Here is a 16,463-nt window from a genome sequence, read left to right on the forward strand (position 1 = left end):
GAAAGCCGTTCGTTGAACCGGGATTCGTATGAGTTCCTACAACGTTTGCTCCGACAAATCATTTCGGGCGCTCCTGCTCGGTTTTATTATAAATCTTAGATCGAATTGATTCAAACGCAGGCCAGGCTTGCTCCGCGCTACGGCGATCGCCTTCGGTCTCCTCTTTCGAGGAGACCGCTTCGCGCGCTCCGCATCCTTAGCGCGGTTTTCGTCGTTTACTTTCCGCAAGTCGGATTAAAAACTTCTTTTCTTTTTTTAAAAGAAAGAATCGATTCTTCCCCATGCCTTCTTCCTTGCAAAAAGTTCTCGGGCCGTTTCATCTCTGGGGAATCTCGGTCGGTCTCGTGATTTCCGGGGATTACTTCGGATGGAATCTCGGCTGGGCCCATTCCAACTTTTGGGAATTTGCCGTGGCCGTCGGTTTGATCGCGATCTTTTATTCCTGCTTTTCCTTGTGTTTCACCGAACTCGCGACATCGATCCCGCACGCGGGCGGCCCTTCGGCATATGCGCATGTCGCCTTAGGACCGTTAGGCGGATTGGTCGCCGGTTTTTTCACTCTCGTCGAATTCGTATTGGCGCCGCCGGCGATCGCTTCGGCTTTAGGAGGTTACTTTCACTTTTTAGTTCCCGTCGTCGATGCGAACCTCGCGTCCAACGGATTTTTCATACTTTTGATCGGAATCAATCTCTTAGGAATCAAACAAACCGCGCGTTTCGAATTGTTCGTAACGTTGACGGCGGTGTTCGGACTTCTGCTTTACTTCGCGTTTTCGGTTCCCCACTTTCGATGGGGACAAATCGGAACAAATTCTACATTCAATTTTTGGAATCTGTTTCCGGCGTTGCCGTACGCGATCTGGTTTTTTCTCGCGGTGGAAGGAGTCGCCATGGCCGCGGAAGAAGTGAAAAATCCCGAAAAAGACATTCCTCTCGGTTATCTTTCCGGAATCGGCACTTTGGTCTTATTGGCGTTCGGAGTTTTATTCGGAACAGCCGGAATCGTTTCCACGAACTCGGTCTCAACTTTGGATTATCCGCTTTCGTTCACATTAGGAAATCTTTATGGACCTTCATCCTGGATCGCGCGTTTGTTTACCGGAATCGGATTGTTCGGATTGATCGCGTCCTTGCTCGGAATCATACTCGGATATTCTAGACAGATCTACGCGCTCGCCAAAGAAGGATTCTTACCGAGAATTCTCGCCCGATTGAATCCAAAAACTCAAGCGCCGAGTTTCGCGATCGTGGTCGGCGGACTGGTCGGACTTTTGGCCCTTCAATATGGAAACACGGGAGAATTGATCACATTATCCGCGTTCGGCGCCTGCGGAATGTATTGTATCAGCATGATTTCCTTTTTTGTCTTGAGAATCAAAAACCCGGACCGAAAGAAACCTTATCAAGTTCCCTTCTATCCGATTCTTCCGGCGGTCGCGATCGCACTCGGCTTCCTGTGTTTTATCACATTAGCGATTTATTATACGTTCTCTTTGATGATTTTGGCGATCGGCTTGACCGTTGCTTTTTTGTTTTTTCTCGGCAGCAAAGGATTCGATCTCAAACGGATTCCGCATTCTTCCCTTTCTCCCGATCAGGAAGAAAGTTCGTTTTCCCGGGGAGATACGGACTTTTAAGTCATTCTATCCGATCGGATTCACTCTGTTAGGCGTCGCTTTTTGGAAACGTTCCCTTTTTTACGGAGCGCTTGTTGCCAATCTGATGGTGATTTCCAAAGTAATTTGGAGCACGGTCAACGACGCGGAAAATTCCGTGGGTACGATTTACCTTCCTACGATCGTAGGAGTGTTGTTGTTCAATTCCTTGTTTTACTATCTGACAAAACGAAAGAAGAAAGAAGTTTCATAAAAATAACAAGAAATGGAGAATCGAATAGGGATTCTAAACCGCATCCTCGTTCAACTCCGCAAGAATATCTTTGAGTTCGCGCTTGTCGCGGACTTCCACAAGACAATCCTCGCCGAACTCGTCGGATTCGAGACGGACGGCAAAATAACCGTTTTCCTCTTCTCCGTGCAAAGAACGTACATCGAGATTGACCAGATCTAAGTCCTCTTCCAACACGGGAGTCAAAAGAAGATATTGATTCTCGTCGATCTCCAACGCTTCCGCCACGATAAAAGAATGCGGGTTTCCATCCTCGTCCAATAGCTGAAGGGTTTCCCGTCCTTGTTCCTCGTGATCTCTGGATTCTTCCTCGGAAAACGGATCGCTCATCGTTGGTCGCCTTGTGTTCCCGCTTCGGAATCGAACTCGAACGGAAGTTTATTCTTTTTGGCGAAATTACATTCTTTGCATGCAGGAACGAGATTGGCTTTGATGGACTTTCCTCCTTTTGCAAGAGGAATGAGATGGTCCATCGTCAATTCTTCGGGCGGAAACATTTTACCGCAATAGTGGCAGACGCCCGCGCCTTTTTTCTTTTTCCACCAAGGAGTTCGCTTCAAATCCTTGGCGATTCTTCTCTGTTTCGCGAGTTCTTCCTCGCTGATCCAGACGATGGGTTCTTCTTCGGGTTCCATTCGAAAATTCTAATCTTTATAAGCGGCCCAATCCGAACCGGGTCCGCTGATGGAAAGTTTCAGGGTTTCGCTGCGATTGACCGCCTGAATTCCCTCTTCCAAACCGGAAGCGGTGAGAAGAAGCGTATCCCCCTGCGAAAGGATTTCCCCTTCGACCTCCGCCTTTCCCTGCAACACGATCAAAATTTGGAACACGGAATCCTTATATACATTCGGAATTTGGAATGTTTTACCGTTCCCGGAAACCTCGAGGGTTTCCATGAGGAATTTATCGTTTGCCGTTAGACGAAACCGCTTGCCGTCGCTCCAGTTTTTCGGCGCGGGTTTCATGATATCGTCTTCGGAAGGACCGGAATAATCCAAAACGTCCAGCGCCTTTTGAAGATGCAGCTCTCTCGGTCTTCCGTAATCGTAAACGCGGTATGTGGAATCGGAGGATTGTTGCACTTCCATCAGAAGAATTCCGGCGCCGATCGCGTGAATTCTTCCCGGATTCAAAAGAAAGGAATCTCCTTCCTTTACGGGGATCTGTCTTAAAACTTCTTCGGCGCGGTTTTGCTCCACGAGGGTTTTGAATTCTTCCCTGCTGGTCGCATTCAAAAAACCGCATACGAGTTTGGAACCGGGTTCTGCTTGTAATACGGTCCAAGCTTCTTTTTTTCCGGCGCTTTGCGGATCGTATTTTTCGGCATACGCATCGTCGGGATGAACTTGAACGGAAAGTTTTTCTTTGGCGTCTATGATTTTGATTAAAAGAGGAAACGGTTTTCCGCGAAACGGTTTTCCAAGAATCGAATCTGTGTTTGCCCGGTACGCGGTACGGAAATTTTTTCCGGCAAGAGGTCCGTTGACGATTTCGGAAACGTCGTTCCCGTAATCGGAAATTTCCCAGGATTCTCCGATGTTCCCGTCCGGAATCGTTCTTCCGGGGAAATCTCCGAGCTTTCTACCGCCCCAAATTCTTTCCTTATAGATCGGATTCAATCGGATCACCTTCTGCATAAAACCTATTTTTTCCCTCCTTCTATAAGTTCAATTTTTACTTTGAGAAGATTCTTCTTAAAATGTACGAATCCTGACGATTTGAGTCCGGATAAATCCAATTCGTAGATTTTTCCGGGTATAAGTTTTCCGGCTTCCGCTTCCAGATTGAGATTTCGAAAACTTTTATACGTTCCTTTTCCTCCGCAGGAATCGCAGAACACGTTCGAGCCTCTGCAATCGGGACAAAGAACGCGCACGACCAAGGGGATCTTCGCGGCTACGGGAGAATCGAGTTCTTCGTTAGTTAAGAGAATTCTAATATCGTAATGGATTCCGGAATACTTTTTGCGTTCCTTATTGCGCATTCCCGCGCGGAGAAGTCCCCGTTTTGCGAATTCGACCGCTTGACCCGCGTATAAAATTCTCGAACTCGGAATTTGCCGGATCTGTGCCGTAACGTTCGAGTCATTCTTCCCTTCGAACGAGGACTTGAACTTAAAAAGAATCTCGGGATGTCTGGAAAGATATTGAAGATCGTATTCTTTCCGTTTGATCGGATGCGTTAGGATTTGATACGAAACCGCGAATTTTTGAAAGAGATCGGAAGATCCGGTTTCGCGGTTATCGGGATGAAAGATTTTCGCCAATTCCCGATAACGCGACTTCACCCTTTCGACGGAGGCAAGAGGGGAAAGTCCGAGATTTTTATAATGATCCGGAAAGTGATTCTGAAGTCCCGGATCATTCATGGACGTATTTTAATCCTTCGGAAGATTCTCCTGATAAGGTCCCCCGTTCTCGATTTCGCGCAGAGTTTTTTCAACGTCTTCCGCTGTCGTTTTAATATTTCCTTCCACATACTTATCGATTCGACGGATGATTTCCAATAGGTTGGTTCTATAAATCCGGACAAGTTTTACCCGTTGTGCCGGTTCTCGAATGGTTGTGACATTATACAATGTTTCTTTCGTACCCGCGTCCGTTTTTTTACGGATCACCAATTCGATGGAATCCGGATTGGTTCCGTCCGAACTCACCTTTTCGTTCTTCAAGATGCTGATTTCTTCGTCGATACTGCGCATTTTGGAAATTAATGATTTCCTGCTCCAGAAGACGATGGATTCCAACTTCAAGGGTGCGTTCTGCGCGCCCGCGCCGGAAACTTTTAATACGAAGCGAAGATCGAGCATGTAACGGTTTCTACTTTGAGGGATTTGATCTTCGTAAGCGGGAATAAACTGACTGTAAAGATTGTCTTGGATCTGTTTTCTTCGATTTAGGAACGCTAGTCGACTCTCGATTCTCTTATGAAACTCGGCGATATCCTTTCCGAGTACCTCCAGGTCCTTAACTTGTCCCTGTTCATAAGGTAGGATTTTCACTTTACCATCCGGTTCGAACTCTTGGCCCGAAATACCGGCTAAGGCGGAAATCAAAATCAGGAAATAAAATAATTTGGCATTCATTGTAGATTTTTCCAGTCGCCGTCCTTTAATAGTTTCGGAGGTTCCAGGATTTTCCCCATAATTTTATCAAAAATAGATTGAACTTATCGTCAAATTCTGGGAAAAGGGAAGGAAAGGATCGGTATGGAAATCAATCATAGAAAGTCGGGAGAAACAAACATAGTGAGTCTTTCGGGCAGTCTCGATATCTATACCTCAATCGATCTCAAAACCTTCTTCGAATCCAACATCAACAAAGATAATAAAAACGTAGTCGTAAATCTTGAAAAACTCAACTACATCGATTCTTCCGGAATCGGAATGTTGATCAAGCAGTTGAACTACGTGCAAGACTTGAACGGTTCTTTTTTTATCGCGAACATGAAACCTGCGATCGAAAAAGTTTTCAAAGTCGCCGGTCTTACTTCTTACTTTAAGACGATCAGCCCTGCGGAATTCGCTTCCAACTTCCCGTAATTCGAATTTGGTTCATAAAAGCGCGACCCCTGAGCGTTGCAGCAAATGAACACGGACAACTCAGCAAATCGTTCCGTATGAACTGCGTTTAAGGAAGTGTTCCCTTTGGTTTATTCTTTTTTGCCGAAATTCTTTCCAGAAATGAATGCTAACGAAGAACTTTGTTGTAGTTCCTACAATTTTTCCGTGAAACAGCGGCCCCACCCTAAAATTGGGCGGTGGTGGTGTGGAGGCGAGAAAGTTCGGGCCAATTCCCCTTTATCAGAAAGATCTCATATTCACAATCTAAAAATGGCGATCTTGTCGGAACATTGGCCTATTCATTTCTCAGCTTCGCTGAGAGGCTGCGATTACTACGCTCCGCTATCTACAGGCCTATCTCTCCCTAGAACGCAATCCATAGAGAGCGTTCTGCTGAGTTACTGGGTCGCTCGATAAGAGTAAAACACGTCCCAGATTCCCCAGAAACGACCGATCTCCCCCGCGTTCGGAACCAATCGAAAATCCATTCTCCCTTCGATCAGCTCGCCCGGATCGACCCGAAACCGAACCGGAAATTGGGATGAATAGGTTTCACTTCCCGGGAATCGAACCGTGGTTTTTAAAATCCCGTTCATATAAATCGCCAGCTCCCGCGGCTTCACCCCTTTCGGTCTTTCGGAAAACGTAAACTGCGTTAGGTCCATTTGAATATACAAAGGCTCGTTGCGGGAGGGATCGGCGGTGAGATAAAAACGAAGTCCTTCTTCCGGAATCATTCTGCAAAGACCGTCTTGAAGTCTGCCCGTCCCGGCTCCCGGAGCAACATCCGGTCGGTCCCGTTCCAACTGCATTCCGTTGTGAATCGCCCAAGTCGAAAGTTCGCTATAAGTCCGGAAATCCTCCGTATGCAGGGGCGCCCCGTCTTCTCCCTGATGATCGAAGTTGATGAATTTTTTAAATTTCGGATTTTCTTCCGATTGGAGGAACCCCGTACTGGTAAAAGTAAAACAGAGAAAAACGAGTATGATTCGGTGAACTACCATCTACTTATAGTATCGACAGGACCGGGAAGAATTTGATCACAATCCAGACACTCGAACAAGCCGGAAAGACGATTCATTCTCCCTGCGTAGTGACCTTGGGCAATTTCGACGGGATTCATCTCGGTCACCAGGCTCTTTTGGATCGGGTTTTACAAGTTTCCAAACAAACCGGCCTCTCCTCCTGTGTGGTCACCTACGACCCGAACCCGGCCATCGTCCTTGGGAAAAATCCCGAAATGAAAAGTCTGATGACTCTCGCCGACAAGGAAGAATGGATCCGCAGACAAGGCATCGATTATCTGGTCGTTCTTCCGTTTAACAAAGAATTGGCGGAAATGAGCGCGGAATCCTTTTTGGAGGAAATTCTCCTCAAACAATTGAAAGCGAAAAACATCATCATAGGCTTCAATCATTGTTTCGGAAAAGGAAGAAGAGGTAACTACGAACTTCTTCAAGAATATTCTGATAAACTAAAATACTCGGTCGAAAAAGTGGACCCCGTATTTCTGGAAGACGTCAAACTCTCCAGTTCTTATGTGAGAATGCTCGTTTCCGAAGGAAACGTTAAGGAAGCCGCGCGCTGTTTGAACCGCTCGTATTCCGTTTCCGGCAAGGTTGTGGGCGGCCACAAACGGGGACGACAAATCGGATTTCCGACGGCGAACGTTCAATTCAATCCAGATATTCTTCTCCCCGGAATCGGCGTCTACGCGGGTTTTACTACCGTGGAAGGAATCACATATCCTTCGATGATCAACGTAGGACATAACCCGACCTTCGGTCAGAACGCGGTTACGCTCGAATCGAACATCTTCGACTTTCAAAAAGAAATCTACGATCAAATCATACGCATTACGTTTACGGAAAGAATTCGGAGCGAAGTCAAATTCTCAGGCGTTGAATCTTTGATCGCTCAGCTCAAACAAGACGAAATCTCCGCGAGAAAGATTCTCGAATCCGAAAAAACGGATTTCAAGGTCTGATCGACTTCGCTTAACAATCTAGGATACTCTTACGGAGCGGAATCCACGATTCTCGTCTTCAACGTCGGAACGACTCGAACCTTCGACTAAAAACGGCATTCTACTTGGATCGACCGGTCACGCACGGGTCGAGCGTTTCGGGAAAAATTTCGATTCCGTTCTTTTCCGAAAAACGGCCCGCGAGAATCGGTAAATTCCGTTTTTTCTTCTTCATTAGAATTTCATGAATCTTTGTTGGCGCTCCGAATCTTCGCGAAAGAAATCGAAATTATGGCTTCGAAATCCAAGAAATAAATATTTTATAGTTTCAAATTCATCGTCCAAACGAATACTGGGGTCGGGCCCGATTTTTTTAGAATTCGTTCTTGCGTATGAATTATTATCTTTTTTTTCCCATGGCGGCTCTTTTTACGAATACGATCTTTATCGCATTCGTTTACGCAAGAAGAACGGGCAATCCTCTCATTCGTTCCTATCTCCTTTATACGATCGGTCTCGACGCTTGGCTTTTTACGTACGCGTTCACCTGGTCCTATCCGCCCGAAGCTTGGATGACGTGGGCGTTTAAAATTCTCGCGGCGACTTGGCTTCCGGTCGGAGCGCTTTATCTCGAATTCGTTTACGTCTTTTTAAACAGAATTCCCGGACCGTTTCTTTGGTTTTTTAGAATCGGAATTCCGATCTCCTATCTGATTACGCTTTCCACGGACTGGGTCGTGCGGGGAAGCATTCGTTATTATTGGGGTTACGAAAACGAACCCGGACCTTTGTATCTCGTCGTCATTCTTTCCTTTGTCGCGCTGCCCGGTTTTATCGGTTTGGGAATTTTAATACGTTCCTTTTTTACCGCGCGCAAGGATCAAAAAAAACAGATCGGTCTTGCGATCTTAGGTTCCATGTCCGCGATGTTCATGAGTTTTTATTCCGAAATCCTTCGGACGGACGATCAAGGGAGAATGTTGGGCGTTCCCTTGACTCCGATCGCGGTGGTCATCCAATCCTTTCTGATCTTTATCGCGATCACGCGATACGGTTTTTTACGGATCAACATCGAAGGACTCGCCGTGGAATTGTTCCGCGACATCCACGACGGAATGATTTTGGTCAAACAGGATCGTTCCTTGTTCTTCATGAACGAATCCGCGATCAAAATATTAGGAATTTCGAATACTCTTCCCAGTCATTTTTATCCGTCCGATTTTTTAAAAGGATATCAGGAAAACCCCAATCATCTTTCGCGGGAATATCAGCCGATCTTCAATCGAGCTTGCAAAGGCGTGGAACTTACCCGGTCGAACATCGAACTAACCGGAAACGAAAACGGTTATCTTTTTATCCTGCGCGACATCAGCGAAAAGATAGATTCAAGAGAAAAGATAGAGAGCATCTATTCTTCCATCAGCAAGGATCTGGAGATCGCGAAAATCGCGCAGACTTCGGCGATATCCACCAAGTTTCCGGAAAGTTCGCGTTATAAGTTTCATTCGCACTTTCAGCCTTTCGAGCTTGTCGGAGGAGATTTTTTCAGAACGTTGGAACGTTCCGACGGGAAACTCGATATCTTTTTCGCGGACGTTTCGGGTCACGGAATTTCCTCCGCGATGGTGGCGGGTATGCTTTCCATTTCCTTTCAGCTCGTTACGGAATCCAAGCCGAGTCCCAAGATCGCTCTCGAAAAGATTCAAGAACTTCTCTTGGGCGCGGTGTTGAACCACCATATCTCGGCGGTTTACCTGTCCTTCGATCCGAACACAAAAATATTAGAATATTCTTATGCAGGGCATCATCCGATCCTGGTATTCCGGGACGGAGAAATAGTTTCTCTCGAGGGCTCGGGAAGAATCCTTCTGATCACCCAGGAAACCGAGTTGAACAACTATTCTTTTCAACTTAAGAAGGGGGATATTTTGTTTCTCTATTCGGATTGCCTCTTTGAAGTACGAAACTCCGAAGGAGAAATCCTGGGTTACGAAAATTTTCTGCAGAAGATCCACGAGATTCCGGTTCAAACTCCTCCCAATGTTCTGAAAACTTCCATCGACTGCGCGCTCGCGTTCGGAAAGGGAAAACTTACGGACGATCTCGCAATTCTGATCTTGGAGGTGTTCTAAAATGAATCCGTATATCCTGATTCCTTTTTCGGCCCTCGTCATCAACGGTTCCCTGTTCGCATACGTCAGCGCTCTCAAGGGCAAATCCAGAACCGTAACCTTATACCAAAGATTTTCGCTTTTACTTTCGATCTGGCATATCGCTTTGATTCTCTATTGGTCCTTTTTACCGGGTAACTGGCCCGTGATCGTTTTTAAAGTTTCTTCCTTTGCTTGGATTTTTATCGGCTGTTTGTTTTTCGAGTTCGCGGTTCAATTCACGGGATCGTCGTATCGATTTCTGATCTATTTCTTTCGCGGACTTTCCTTGGTTTCCTTTTTAATTACGGTCAGTACGGACTCGGTGGTTGCGGGAAGTTTTCGAGCCTATTGGGGAGACGTCATCGTTGCCGGGCCTCTGTATCTTCCCGTAAGCAACTTCGTGATCGGCATACCGACGTTAGGCGGCTCTTTGATTCTGATTCTGAATGGAATCCGTTCCCCGAATCCTCTTTTAAAAAAACAATCGAGGCTTGTGGCGTATGGAACGATATTCACGTATGTTCTGAGTTTCAGCACGACCCTTCTTCCCCGTTATTGGAATCCTTCTTTGACGTTTCCTCCGATCAGCGGAAGCGCCGCGCTCATCCAATCGGTTTGTATCTTTATCGCGATTCAGAAATACGGCTTTATGGATCTCAAGCTCGAACACATCGCGCTTCGATTGTATGCCGAAATTCGGGAAGGAGTGATTCTTTTATCCTCGAAAGGAATTCTTTTGTTCAGCAATCTTTCCGCGAGAAAGATGCTTCGTCTTCCCGAATCGATCAACACGGGAATGGCGTTCGACCTCAGAAATTATCTCGAAGACTTCCCCGCAGATTCCTTTTTTGAAAGAAAGGAATTCGTCAATCTTAGCGTACCGCCCGAGGAATCCGTCATCGGTCTTCATGAGGAGTTTCTGCAAGTTCCCGAAAACAAATATCTGGAGGTTTCCTCTTCACCGATTCCTTTGTCGGGAAGGAGCGGAGGCAAGGTTTATATTCTGCGGGACATCACGGAAAAAAAGGAATCGCTTGAGAAAATTAGGAAATTATTATATAGACTCGACTTGGATCTGGATCTCGCGAGAAACATTCAGGAAAAGATCACGACCCACGACTTTCCCGACTCTCCCGATTACAAAATCCATTCCCACTTTCAGCCGTACGTAAAGGTGGGAGGCGATATTTTAAACGTCATCAAGGAGAAGGATGAAAGTCTTCACATTCTTTTCGGGGACGTTTCGGGTCACGGGATTTCGGCGGCGATGGTTGCCGCAATGACTTCGATCGGTTTCGGAGCCGCCACAGGAAGAAGCGATCGCACGGATCAGAATCTTCTTTTTATTCACAGACTTTTAAAGGATACGATCACTCTGCACTTCCTTTCCTCGGTTTACATGAGATACGTTCCGTCCGAAAGAAAATTAGAATATAGTTATGGAGGACATCACCTCGGTCTGTTGATCCGCAACGGAGTCTGCAGCTTTATCGAAGGTTCGGGGGGAATTCTTTTTGCGATCGCCTCCCCGAAAATCCAAAGATACGAAATCAATCTTCTCAGAGGGGATCGGGTTCTTTTTTATTCTGACGGCTTATTCGAAGTGAAAAACAGGGAAGGGAATATTTTGGGAAGAAATCAGTTCCTCGAAGCGGTCAAGTCTCTGATCGTGGACGATACGAGTTCCATGATCCGCTCCATTCTCTCCTACTCCGCATCGTACGGAGAAGGAGAAATGTCGGACGATGTTACGATCTTTTGTCTCGAAGTTCTTTAAGCGATCTTTTCGCGGATCGCCTTTAAAAACGGAAGGAACTCGTCGAGCGCACCGGGAAGTTCGTATTCGATCGAATCTCCGGCGCGAATGATGTCCTTTTCCTCGAGAGCGACGGCGACACTCGCGAGAATCTCGTTCAGTTCTCCCGTCTTCTCTTCGAATCCGATTCCATCGATCGTAATCGCTGTGAGATCCAATTCCGGTTTTCTCAACTTCAAAGTGATAAACGAAGTAAGCAGAACGTTGATCTGCGAAATGGATTGAGTCAACAACTCTGTTGCGACTTCGTCCTTTCCGGATTGATACGCTTCGTTGACTTTCACGAAAGCCTCTTTGAGTCCGCCGATGTTCGCGATAAACGTATCCAAAATTTCTTTGAGTGTGGGTAGATCCAGATCCAACACCTGCGTTCTTGCGATCAAATCCATGATGAAGAGTTTCAGATCTCTTAGATTTTCCAAAAAGGTTTCGATCGTCGCCGTATTATCCAGACTTTTGCAGTTGGACGAAAGTTCGGAAACGATATCCGCCACGGTGTTTCCCGTTCCCATCGGCTTGATCTGATCGAGTTTCAGATGAAGCAGATTCGAAGCGGAATTCAGAACGTTTTGAATCCATTTGACTCCGTCGCCGAGTTCGTTGGATTCTTTTTCGGTTAAGGAATCCCTTCCGAAAAGAGTGGAACCCACTTTATCCACGTATAGATCCAGTTCGTTCAAAGTGGAAACGAGAAAATCCATCTCTTCGCCCACGAAAAATTCCATCTTGTTCGCTGATTCGATTCCTTGTTCGTTCATGCTGGAAGCTTGAAATTCCACTCCGTCGACGGTGCAGCCGAGAAGATATTTTCCTTTCGACTCGACCCATTTGTTGATCTCGCCGAAAACTTCTCCCAGTTTCCTTTCGTTTTCCAGGGAACTATCTAAAAGGTGTTCGTTGATGTAAATTTCCATTCTACTCTCCTGCTTGAATCACTCGTTTCTCGCGCCTTTGAGATTGTTGTTCAAATAAGCGCCCACGGCTTTGTTCTTACCGACTCCCTGTTCCATATAAAGAAACTTGGACTTCAGTTTTTTCTCGTAACTCACGAGATGGTTTTCGTATTCCTTGATCTTCTTGTTGTTATCGGTGACTTGTTCTTCGAGCATCTTCACCTTACCGGAAACGAGTCCGCCCGCGTATTGCGTGTAAGGTTTAACGTGTTCGAGAAGATCGACTCCGACGCCGGTGTCCATTCTTGCGTCCGAGTTCGTATCGATCGCAAAAAGATTTCTGACGCTGTCCGGATTTTCGGCGAGTTTTACGCGAAGTTTCTCCTCGTCCAAAACTAAAAATCCGTCCTGTATATCGGCCCATTTGCTTCCAACGCTTCCGGTGCTGATACCGATGTCGCTTAACATTCGAACGGGATTTTCGCCGCTCACGGGATATGAGGAACTCGCGACGGTTTTCATTCCCGCGATCAGACGAAGCACGGTATGTTCTCCGGACAAAAGACCGGTTTTGGTTTTTCCTTCCCAAAAGGTTTGGCCGATTTCTCCACCTTCGTCCTTTCCATCCTTGACTTGGGCGTTTTTATCGACCGCGGTCGCGTCCTTTCCGAATTTCAAAACGGTGTTGTAGGCCGCGACGAATTCCTTGATCATCTCAAGACCTTTGTCCGAATCCGTTTTGATGTCAATGCTCACCGGTCCTTCGGTTTTTTTAAGAAGGTTGAGCGAAACTCCGTCGAGTACGTCGGTGAGCCCTTCGTTTTTGGGACGGTTGACTTCGATCCCGTCCACGAGAAACACTGCGTCCTTCGCTTCCGCGATTTCCTTTGCGGGTTTCGCTCCTCTGAATTCTCCCGGAATTACCACATGCAAAGAATCTAATATTACCGTTTTTCCGCTCGAGTTCGCAAAAAGAATCTTGTGCGCCTTTTGACCAGAGGGGAACGTCTTCAAGTTCAAAACGATTTTTCCTTCCTGCTTGGAGGCGGTTTCGAAAATCATCTTTTCCTTATCGTTTTCTTTATAAAGAATTCCTAATTCTAGTTTATCTTCCGGTGCGAACTCGGTCGAAGTGATCAGCTCGATTCTAGTGTTCTTTTTCAATTCCGTGGTCGGAATTCCGAACTGAAAGGAAGCGACGCTCGCGATTTCCATCCACTTCTTGTTATTCTCTTCTTTATAAACCGGTTTTGCATCCGCGGCCATTCCGTATTTTTCCGGTTGAAAGACGGAGATCTGATCCGCTTCGGGAAGAAGGTTGATCACTTTCGGAGGGTCGGCCGGTTCGGTCGCACCCACAAGATTGGCCGCTTGTAACACTCCGTTCGCGTCTTCGAATTTGAGTTTGCGATCCTTGCCCGATAAACCTGCGGTAAGAGTAAGAACGTAATTGTCACCGTCGACTTTTACAAGTCCGGTATTCACAAGACCCGCCGCCGAAATTTTAATGGAAGAAGCGAGATCGCGGATCGTTCCTCCGGTGAATTCGATTTCCTTTTCGGAATCGCCCGAAAAAATTTTGAACTTACCTGCGGGAATTTGTTTGTTCGCGTCCGTTTTTTCCCCGGAGATTTGATGAAAGGTCGCGAGATCTTTGATTTCTATCTTTCGTTTGCCGGCGCTTGCGGAACGGGAAGCGTCTCCGCTGACTACGCCTTCCGGTTCGGAAACGATATTCTTCATCGCAAACGGAGCGGTAAAGGAGATGAGTGCTCTTGTTTTATTTTGCAGATCGGTTGTGACTACTTTGAGGTCGTTCCACGCTTTCACTTGAGCTTTGTTAAACGAATTCTGTTGCTCAAGACGGCGGATCGGTTTGGCTTCCAATTCCACCAATTTCTTTACGATCATATTCGTGTCTTGTCCGGAACTAAGTCCTGGAATCGTAAATGCGGGCATCTTGTCCTCCTACCTTCTTCATCGACCGAATCGGAAAAAAGATAAGGGAAAATGAAAAAATTCGATGCAGGAAAAACCGATTGCCGATCTTAAATGTCCGTGGATTTTAGTTTGGATTTTCGTAGGGGGAAGAATGATATCGCCTTTTTTGGGAGAATTTTTAGGAACCTTCGTTTTAATTCTTTTGGGAAACGGAGTCGTCGCCGGAGTTTTACTGGAACGAAGTAAATCCAAGGACGGAGGCTGGATCGTGATCACCGCCGGATGGGCCTTTGCGGTTATGCTCGGAGTTTTTACGTCCAACGCGTTCGGAAGTTCGGACGCACATCTCAATCCCGCGGTAACGTTGGCTTTTGCGATCAAGTCGGGCGATCCTTCCAAACTTTTCTCTTACATTCCGGCGCAAATCGGAGGAGCTTTTTTCGGAGCCGTATTCAATTATCTGCATTATCTTCCGCACTGGAAAGAAACTCAGGACCCCGGAAAAATTCTCGCGGTGTTTTCGACCGAACCCGCAATTTCGCATATCGCGTCCAACTTTTTCAGCGAATTCTTGGGAACGTTCCTGCTCATCTTAGGAATCGTTTCGATCTTCTCCCCTTCCATGCCCGGCTTAAGCGTTCACTTCGGAACCTTTCTCGTGGGAATTCTCGTTTGGAGCATCGGTCTGTCGATGGGAGGAACGACCGGATACGCGATCAACCCGGCGCGCGACTTGGGCCCGAGACTCGCGCATTTTCTTTTGCCGATCGCGGGAAAAGGTTCTTCCAATTGGAAATACGCGTGGCTTCCTGTGATCGCTCCCTTGAGCGGTGCGGCCTGTGCGGGATGGCTGCTCGGATTTTTGAAAATTTAAGAAAGAATATTTTGTTTTTTGAATGTGTTTTCGTTTTCTCCGCTTGGAATTTGAGAAGAATACAATAGGTTTCGAATTCCGTGTTGCGAAACATAAGATCGCAACGCGAAAATTTTGAACTGTAAAATTGTGTAGTGATAGTATTCACCTGACAGTCGGGTAAAAATCATGATTTACGGATTAATCGGATTCCCGAAAATTTACAATTTCATAGACTGACTCTCATGATTAAACAATTATTTAAGCACGTTTCGCTTCCGCTCTTACTAATATTATTCAGGGATTTTCGCCTTTTTATTTATCCACGCCTTTGGGCGGAAGAAGGAACGATCTATTTTCAAGAAGCTTACTTATTAGGTTTCAAAACGATATTTGAATCTAAATTAGGTTATTACTCTTTATTTCCTAGAATCTTTTCGTATTTTACAACATTTTTCCCGCTCGAATACGCTCCCTTAGTCATGACAATTTTAACAACGACAATTTGGTTATTGCCTCATGTTTTGATAAGTCTTTCTAAAAACGAATATTTACTTTCGGATCGTAATAAAATCATCTGCTCCTTAATCTTAATAATCACTTCACCATCGGATGAGATTTTTCTAAACTCAATCAATCTACATTTCATTACTCCATGGATCCTATTGTTAATAGGAATGGATAACCTTAACCAAATTTCAAAAAGTCAAAAACTCATCTATATAGGACTTTCCTGGCTATCAATATTAAATGGTCCTGTAGCAATGTTCGTAATACCAGTTTATTCATATTTGCTTATCATTCAAAAGGAATACAAATTTCTATTGCTGAGTCTCTCAGTTACGATCATTCAATTGTTTTATGTTATAACTTATGGGGATGCCAATTCTATCCATGACAGATTTGGATTTTCTTTGAAAGAATTTAGTCAGACATTCTATCTAAGAACGTTAATAAATCCGTTTATAGGTGAAATAAATGACACCCATTCAATTCTCAATTTGATTGGAATATTTAACGTAGCCAAAGGAAAGAACTTCATTTTCTTACTTCTCCTTTGTTTCTTTTTATACATAATAAAACGAAAGAATCTTCCTTCGGCCGCTTTGATAGTCGGATGTGTATTGGTTTCATTCCTCACATATTCCACAACTTTAAACCCTAAGATCCAAGGACTCCTTTTAGGATCAGGGCGATATTTTTATCTTCCGAATACAATGCTTTCAATCAGTTTTTTATTATTCGCTTTTCAGGAGAAAGAATTAAAAAATTCAAAATTTTTAATATACTCCTTACCATTGCTTCTACTAATATACTCCTCAGGTCTTGAATACTTCCGCACCTCACCGTATTGTTCAGATTGCGCAAATT

14 protein-coding genes are annotated in these 16,463 nt (G+C 45.5%); 6 read left to right on the forward strand and 8 right to left on the reverse strand.

The genetic code is table 11. The features are described from left to right. Positions 1 to 281: 281 nt before the first annotated feature. Positions 282 to 1,637, forward strand: a complete 1,356-nt coding sequence (gene eat / locus LFX25_RS15055) for an ethanolamine permease (protein WP_238730937.1) — start codon at positions 282 to 284, stop codon at positions 1,635 to 1,637. A 265-nt stretch (positions 1,638 to 1,902) separates the two neighbouring features. Here the strand turns inward: eat and LFX25_RS15060 are convergent, their stop codons facing one another. From LFX25_RS15060 to LFX25_RS15080, 5 genes are read right to left on the reverse strand one after another with little or no spacing between them, the layout of a single operon-like run. Continuing rightward, positions 1,903 to 2,238, reverse strand: coding sequence for a DUF1292 domain-containing protein (locus LFX25_RS15060; protein WP_238730938.1), 336 nt, complete (start codon positions 2,236 to 2,238; stop codon positions 1,903 to 1,905). Beyond that, positions 2,235 to 2,543, reverse strand: a complete 309-nt coding sequence (locus LFX25_RS15065; RefSeq protein ID WP_238730939.1) for an HNH endonuclease — start codon at positions 2,541 to 2,543, stop codon at positions 2,235 to 2,237. Before LFX25_RS15065 ends, LFX25_RS15060 begins: the two co-directional genes overlap by 4 nt. A 9-nt stretch (positions 2,544 to 2,552) precedes the next feature. Further along, positions 2,553 to 3,545 carry a type I phosphomannose isomerase catalytic subunit gene (locus LFX25_RS15070; RefSeq protein WP_238730940.1) on the reverse strand — a complete coding sequence of 331 codons (993 nt, stop codon included), beginning with the start codon at positions 3,543 to 3,545 and terminating at the stop codon, positions 2,553 to 2,555. A 5-nt stretch (positions 3,546 to 3,550) separates the two neighbouring features. Then, the gene (locus tag LFX25_RS15075; RefSeq protein ID WP_238730941.1) at positions 3,551 to 4,276 is read right to left on the reverse strand and encodes a J domain-containing protein; all 726 of its coding nucleotides are present in this window, start codon (positions 4,274 to 4,276) and stop codon (positions 3,551 to 3,553) included. 9 nt (positions 4,277 to 4,285) lie between these two features. Beyond that, complete coding sequence (locus LFX25_RS15080) at positions 4,286 to 4,993, reverse strand: LIC_12936 family protein (RefSeq protein ID WP_238730942.1); 708 nt, start codon at positions 4,991 to 4,993, stop codon at positions 4,286 to 4,288. Positions 4,994 to 5,116: 123 nt separating this feature from the next. On the opposite strand from LFX25_RS15080, the gene LFX25_RS15085 reads away from it, so the two are divergent. After that, a complete protein-coding gene (locus tag LFX25_RS15085) occupies positions 5,117 to 5,449 on the forward strand; it encodes an STAS domain-containing protein (protein WP_238730943.1) in 333 nt (110 codons plus the stop codon). Between the two features lie 419 nt (positions 5,450 to 5,868). Here the strand turns inward: LFX25_RS15085 and LFX25_RS15090 are convergent, their stop codons facing one another. Beyond that, positions 5,869 to 6,474, reverse strand: a complete 606-nt coding sequence (locus LFX25_RS15090) for an LIC10729 family protein (protein WP_238730944.1) — start codon at positions 6,472 to 6,474, stop codon at positions 5,869 to 5,871. 32 nt (positions 6,475 to 6,506) lie between these two features. Here LFX25_RS15090 and LFX25_RS15095 point away from each other — a divergent pair, with 32 nt between their 5' ends. The 3 genes from LFX25_RS15095 to LFX25_RS15105 all read left to right on the forward strand — a co-directional run bounded on the left by LFX25_RS15095 (position 6,507) and on the right by LFX25_RS15105 (position 11,366). Then, on the forward strand, positions 6,507 to 7,457 hold the full coding sequence (locus LFX25_RS15095) for a bifunctional riboflavin kinase/FAD synthetase (protein WP_238730945.1): 951 nt from the start codon (positions 6,507 to 6,509) through the stop codon (positions 7,455 to 7,457). A gap of 371 nt (positions 7,458 to 7,828) precedes the next feature. Further along, a complete protein-coding gene (locus LFX25_RS15100; RefSeq protein WP_238730946.1) occupies positions 7,829 to 9,568 on the forward strand; it encodes a SpoIIE family protein phosphatase in 1,740 nt (579 codons plus the stop codon). A gap of 1 nt (position 9,569) precedes the next feature. Further along, positions 9,570 to 11,366 carry a SpoIIE family protein phosphatase gene (locus tag LFX25_RS15105; RefSeq protein WP_238730947.1) on the forward strand — a complete coding sequence of 599 codons (1,797 nt, stop codon included), beginning with the start codon at positions 9,570 to 9,572 and terminating at the stop codon, positions 11,364 to 11,366. On the opposite strand, the gene LFX25_RS15110 is transcribed toward LFX25_RS15105, so the two are convergent. Next, positions 11,363 to 12,319, reverse strand: coding sequence for a hypothetical protein (locus tag LFX25_RS15110; RefSeq protein WP_238730948.1), 957 nt, complete (start codon positions 12,317 to 12,319; stop codon positions 11,363 to 11,365). The genes LFX25_RS15105 and LFX25_RS15110 overlap by 4 nt on opposite strands. A gap of 18 nt (positions 12,320 to 12,337) precedes the next feature. Then, positions 12,338 to 14,257 carry a flagellar filament capping protein FliD gene (gene fliD, locus LFX25_RS15115; RefSeq protein ID WP_238730949.1) on the reverse strand — a complete coding sequence of 640 codons (1,920 nt, stop codon included), beginning with the start codon at positions 14,255 to 14,257 and terminating at the stop codon, positions 12,338 to 12,340. A 133-nt stretch (positions 14,258 to 14,390) separates the two neighbouring features. Here fliD and LFX25_RS15120 point away from each other — a divergent pair, with 133 nt between their 5' ends. Then, entirely contained in the window at positions 14,391 to 15,113 is a 723-nt protein-coding gene (locus tag LFX25_RS15120; RefSeq protein ID WP_238730950.1) for an MIP/aquaporin family protein, read from the forward strand. The last annotated feature ends 1,350 nt before the right edge of the window (positions 15,114 to 16,463 follow it).

The organism is Leptospira sanjuanensis, from assembly GCF_022267325.1.
GTDB classification, from domain to species: Bacteria; Spirochaetota; Leptospiria; order Leptospirales; family Leptospiraceae; genus Leptospira; species Leptospira sanjuanensis.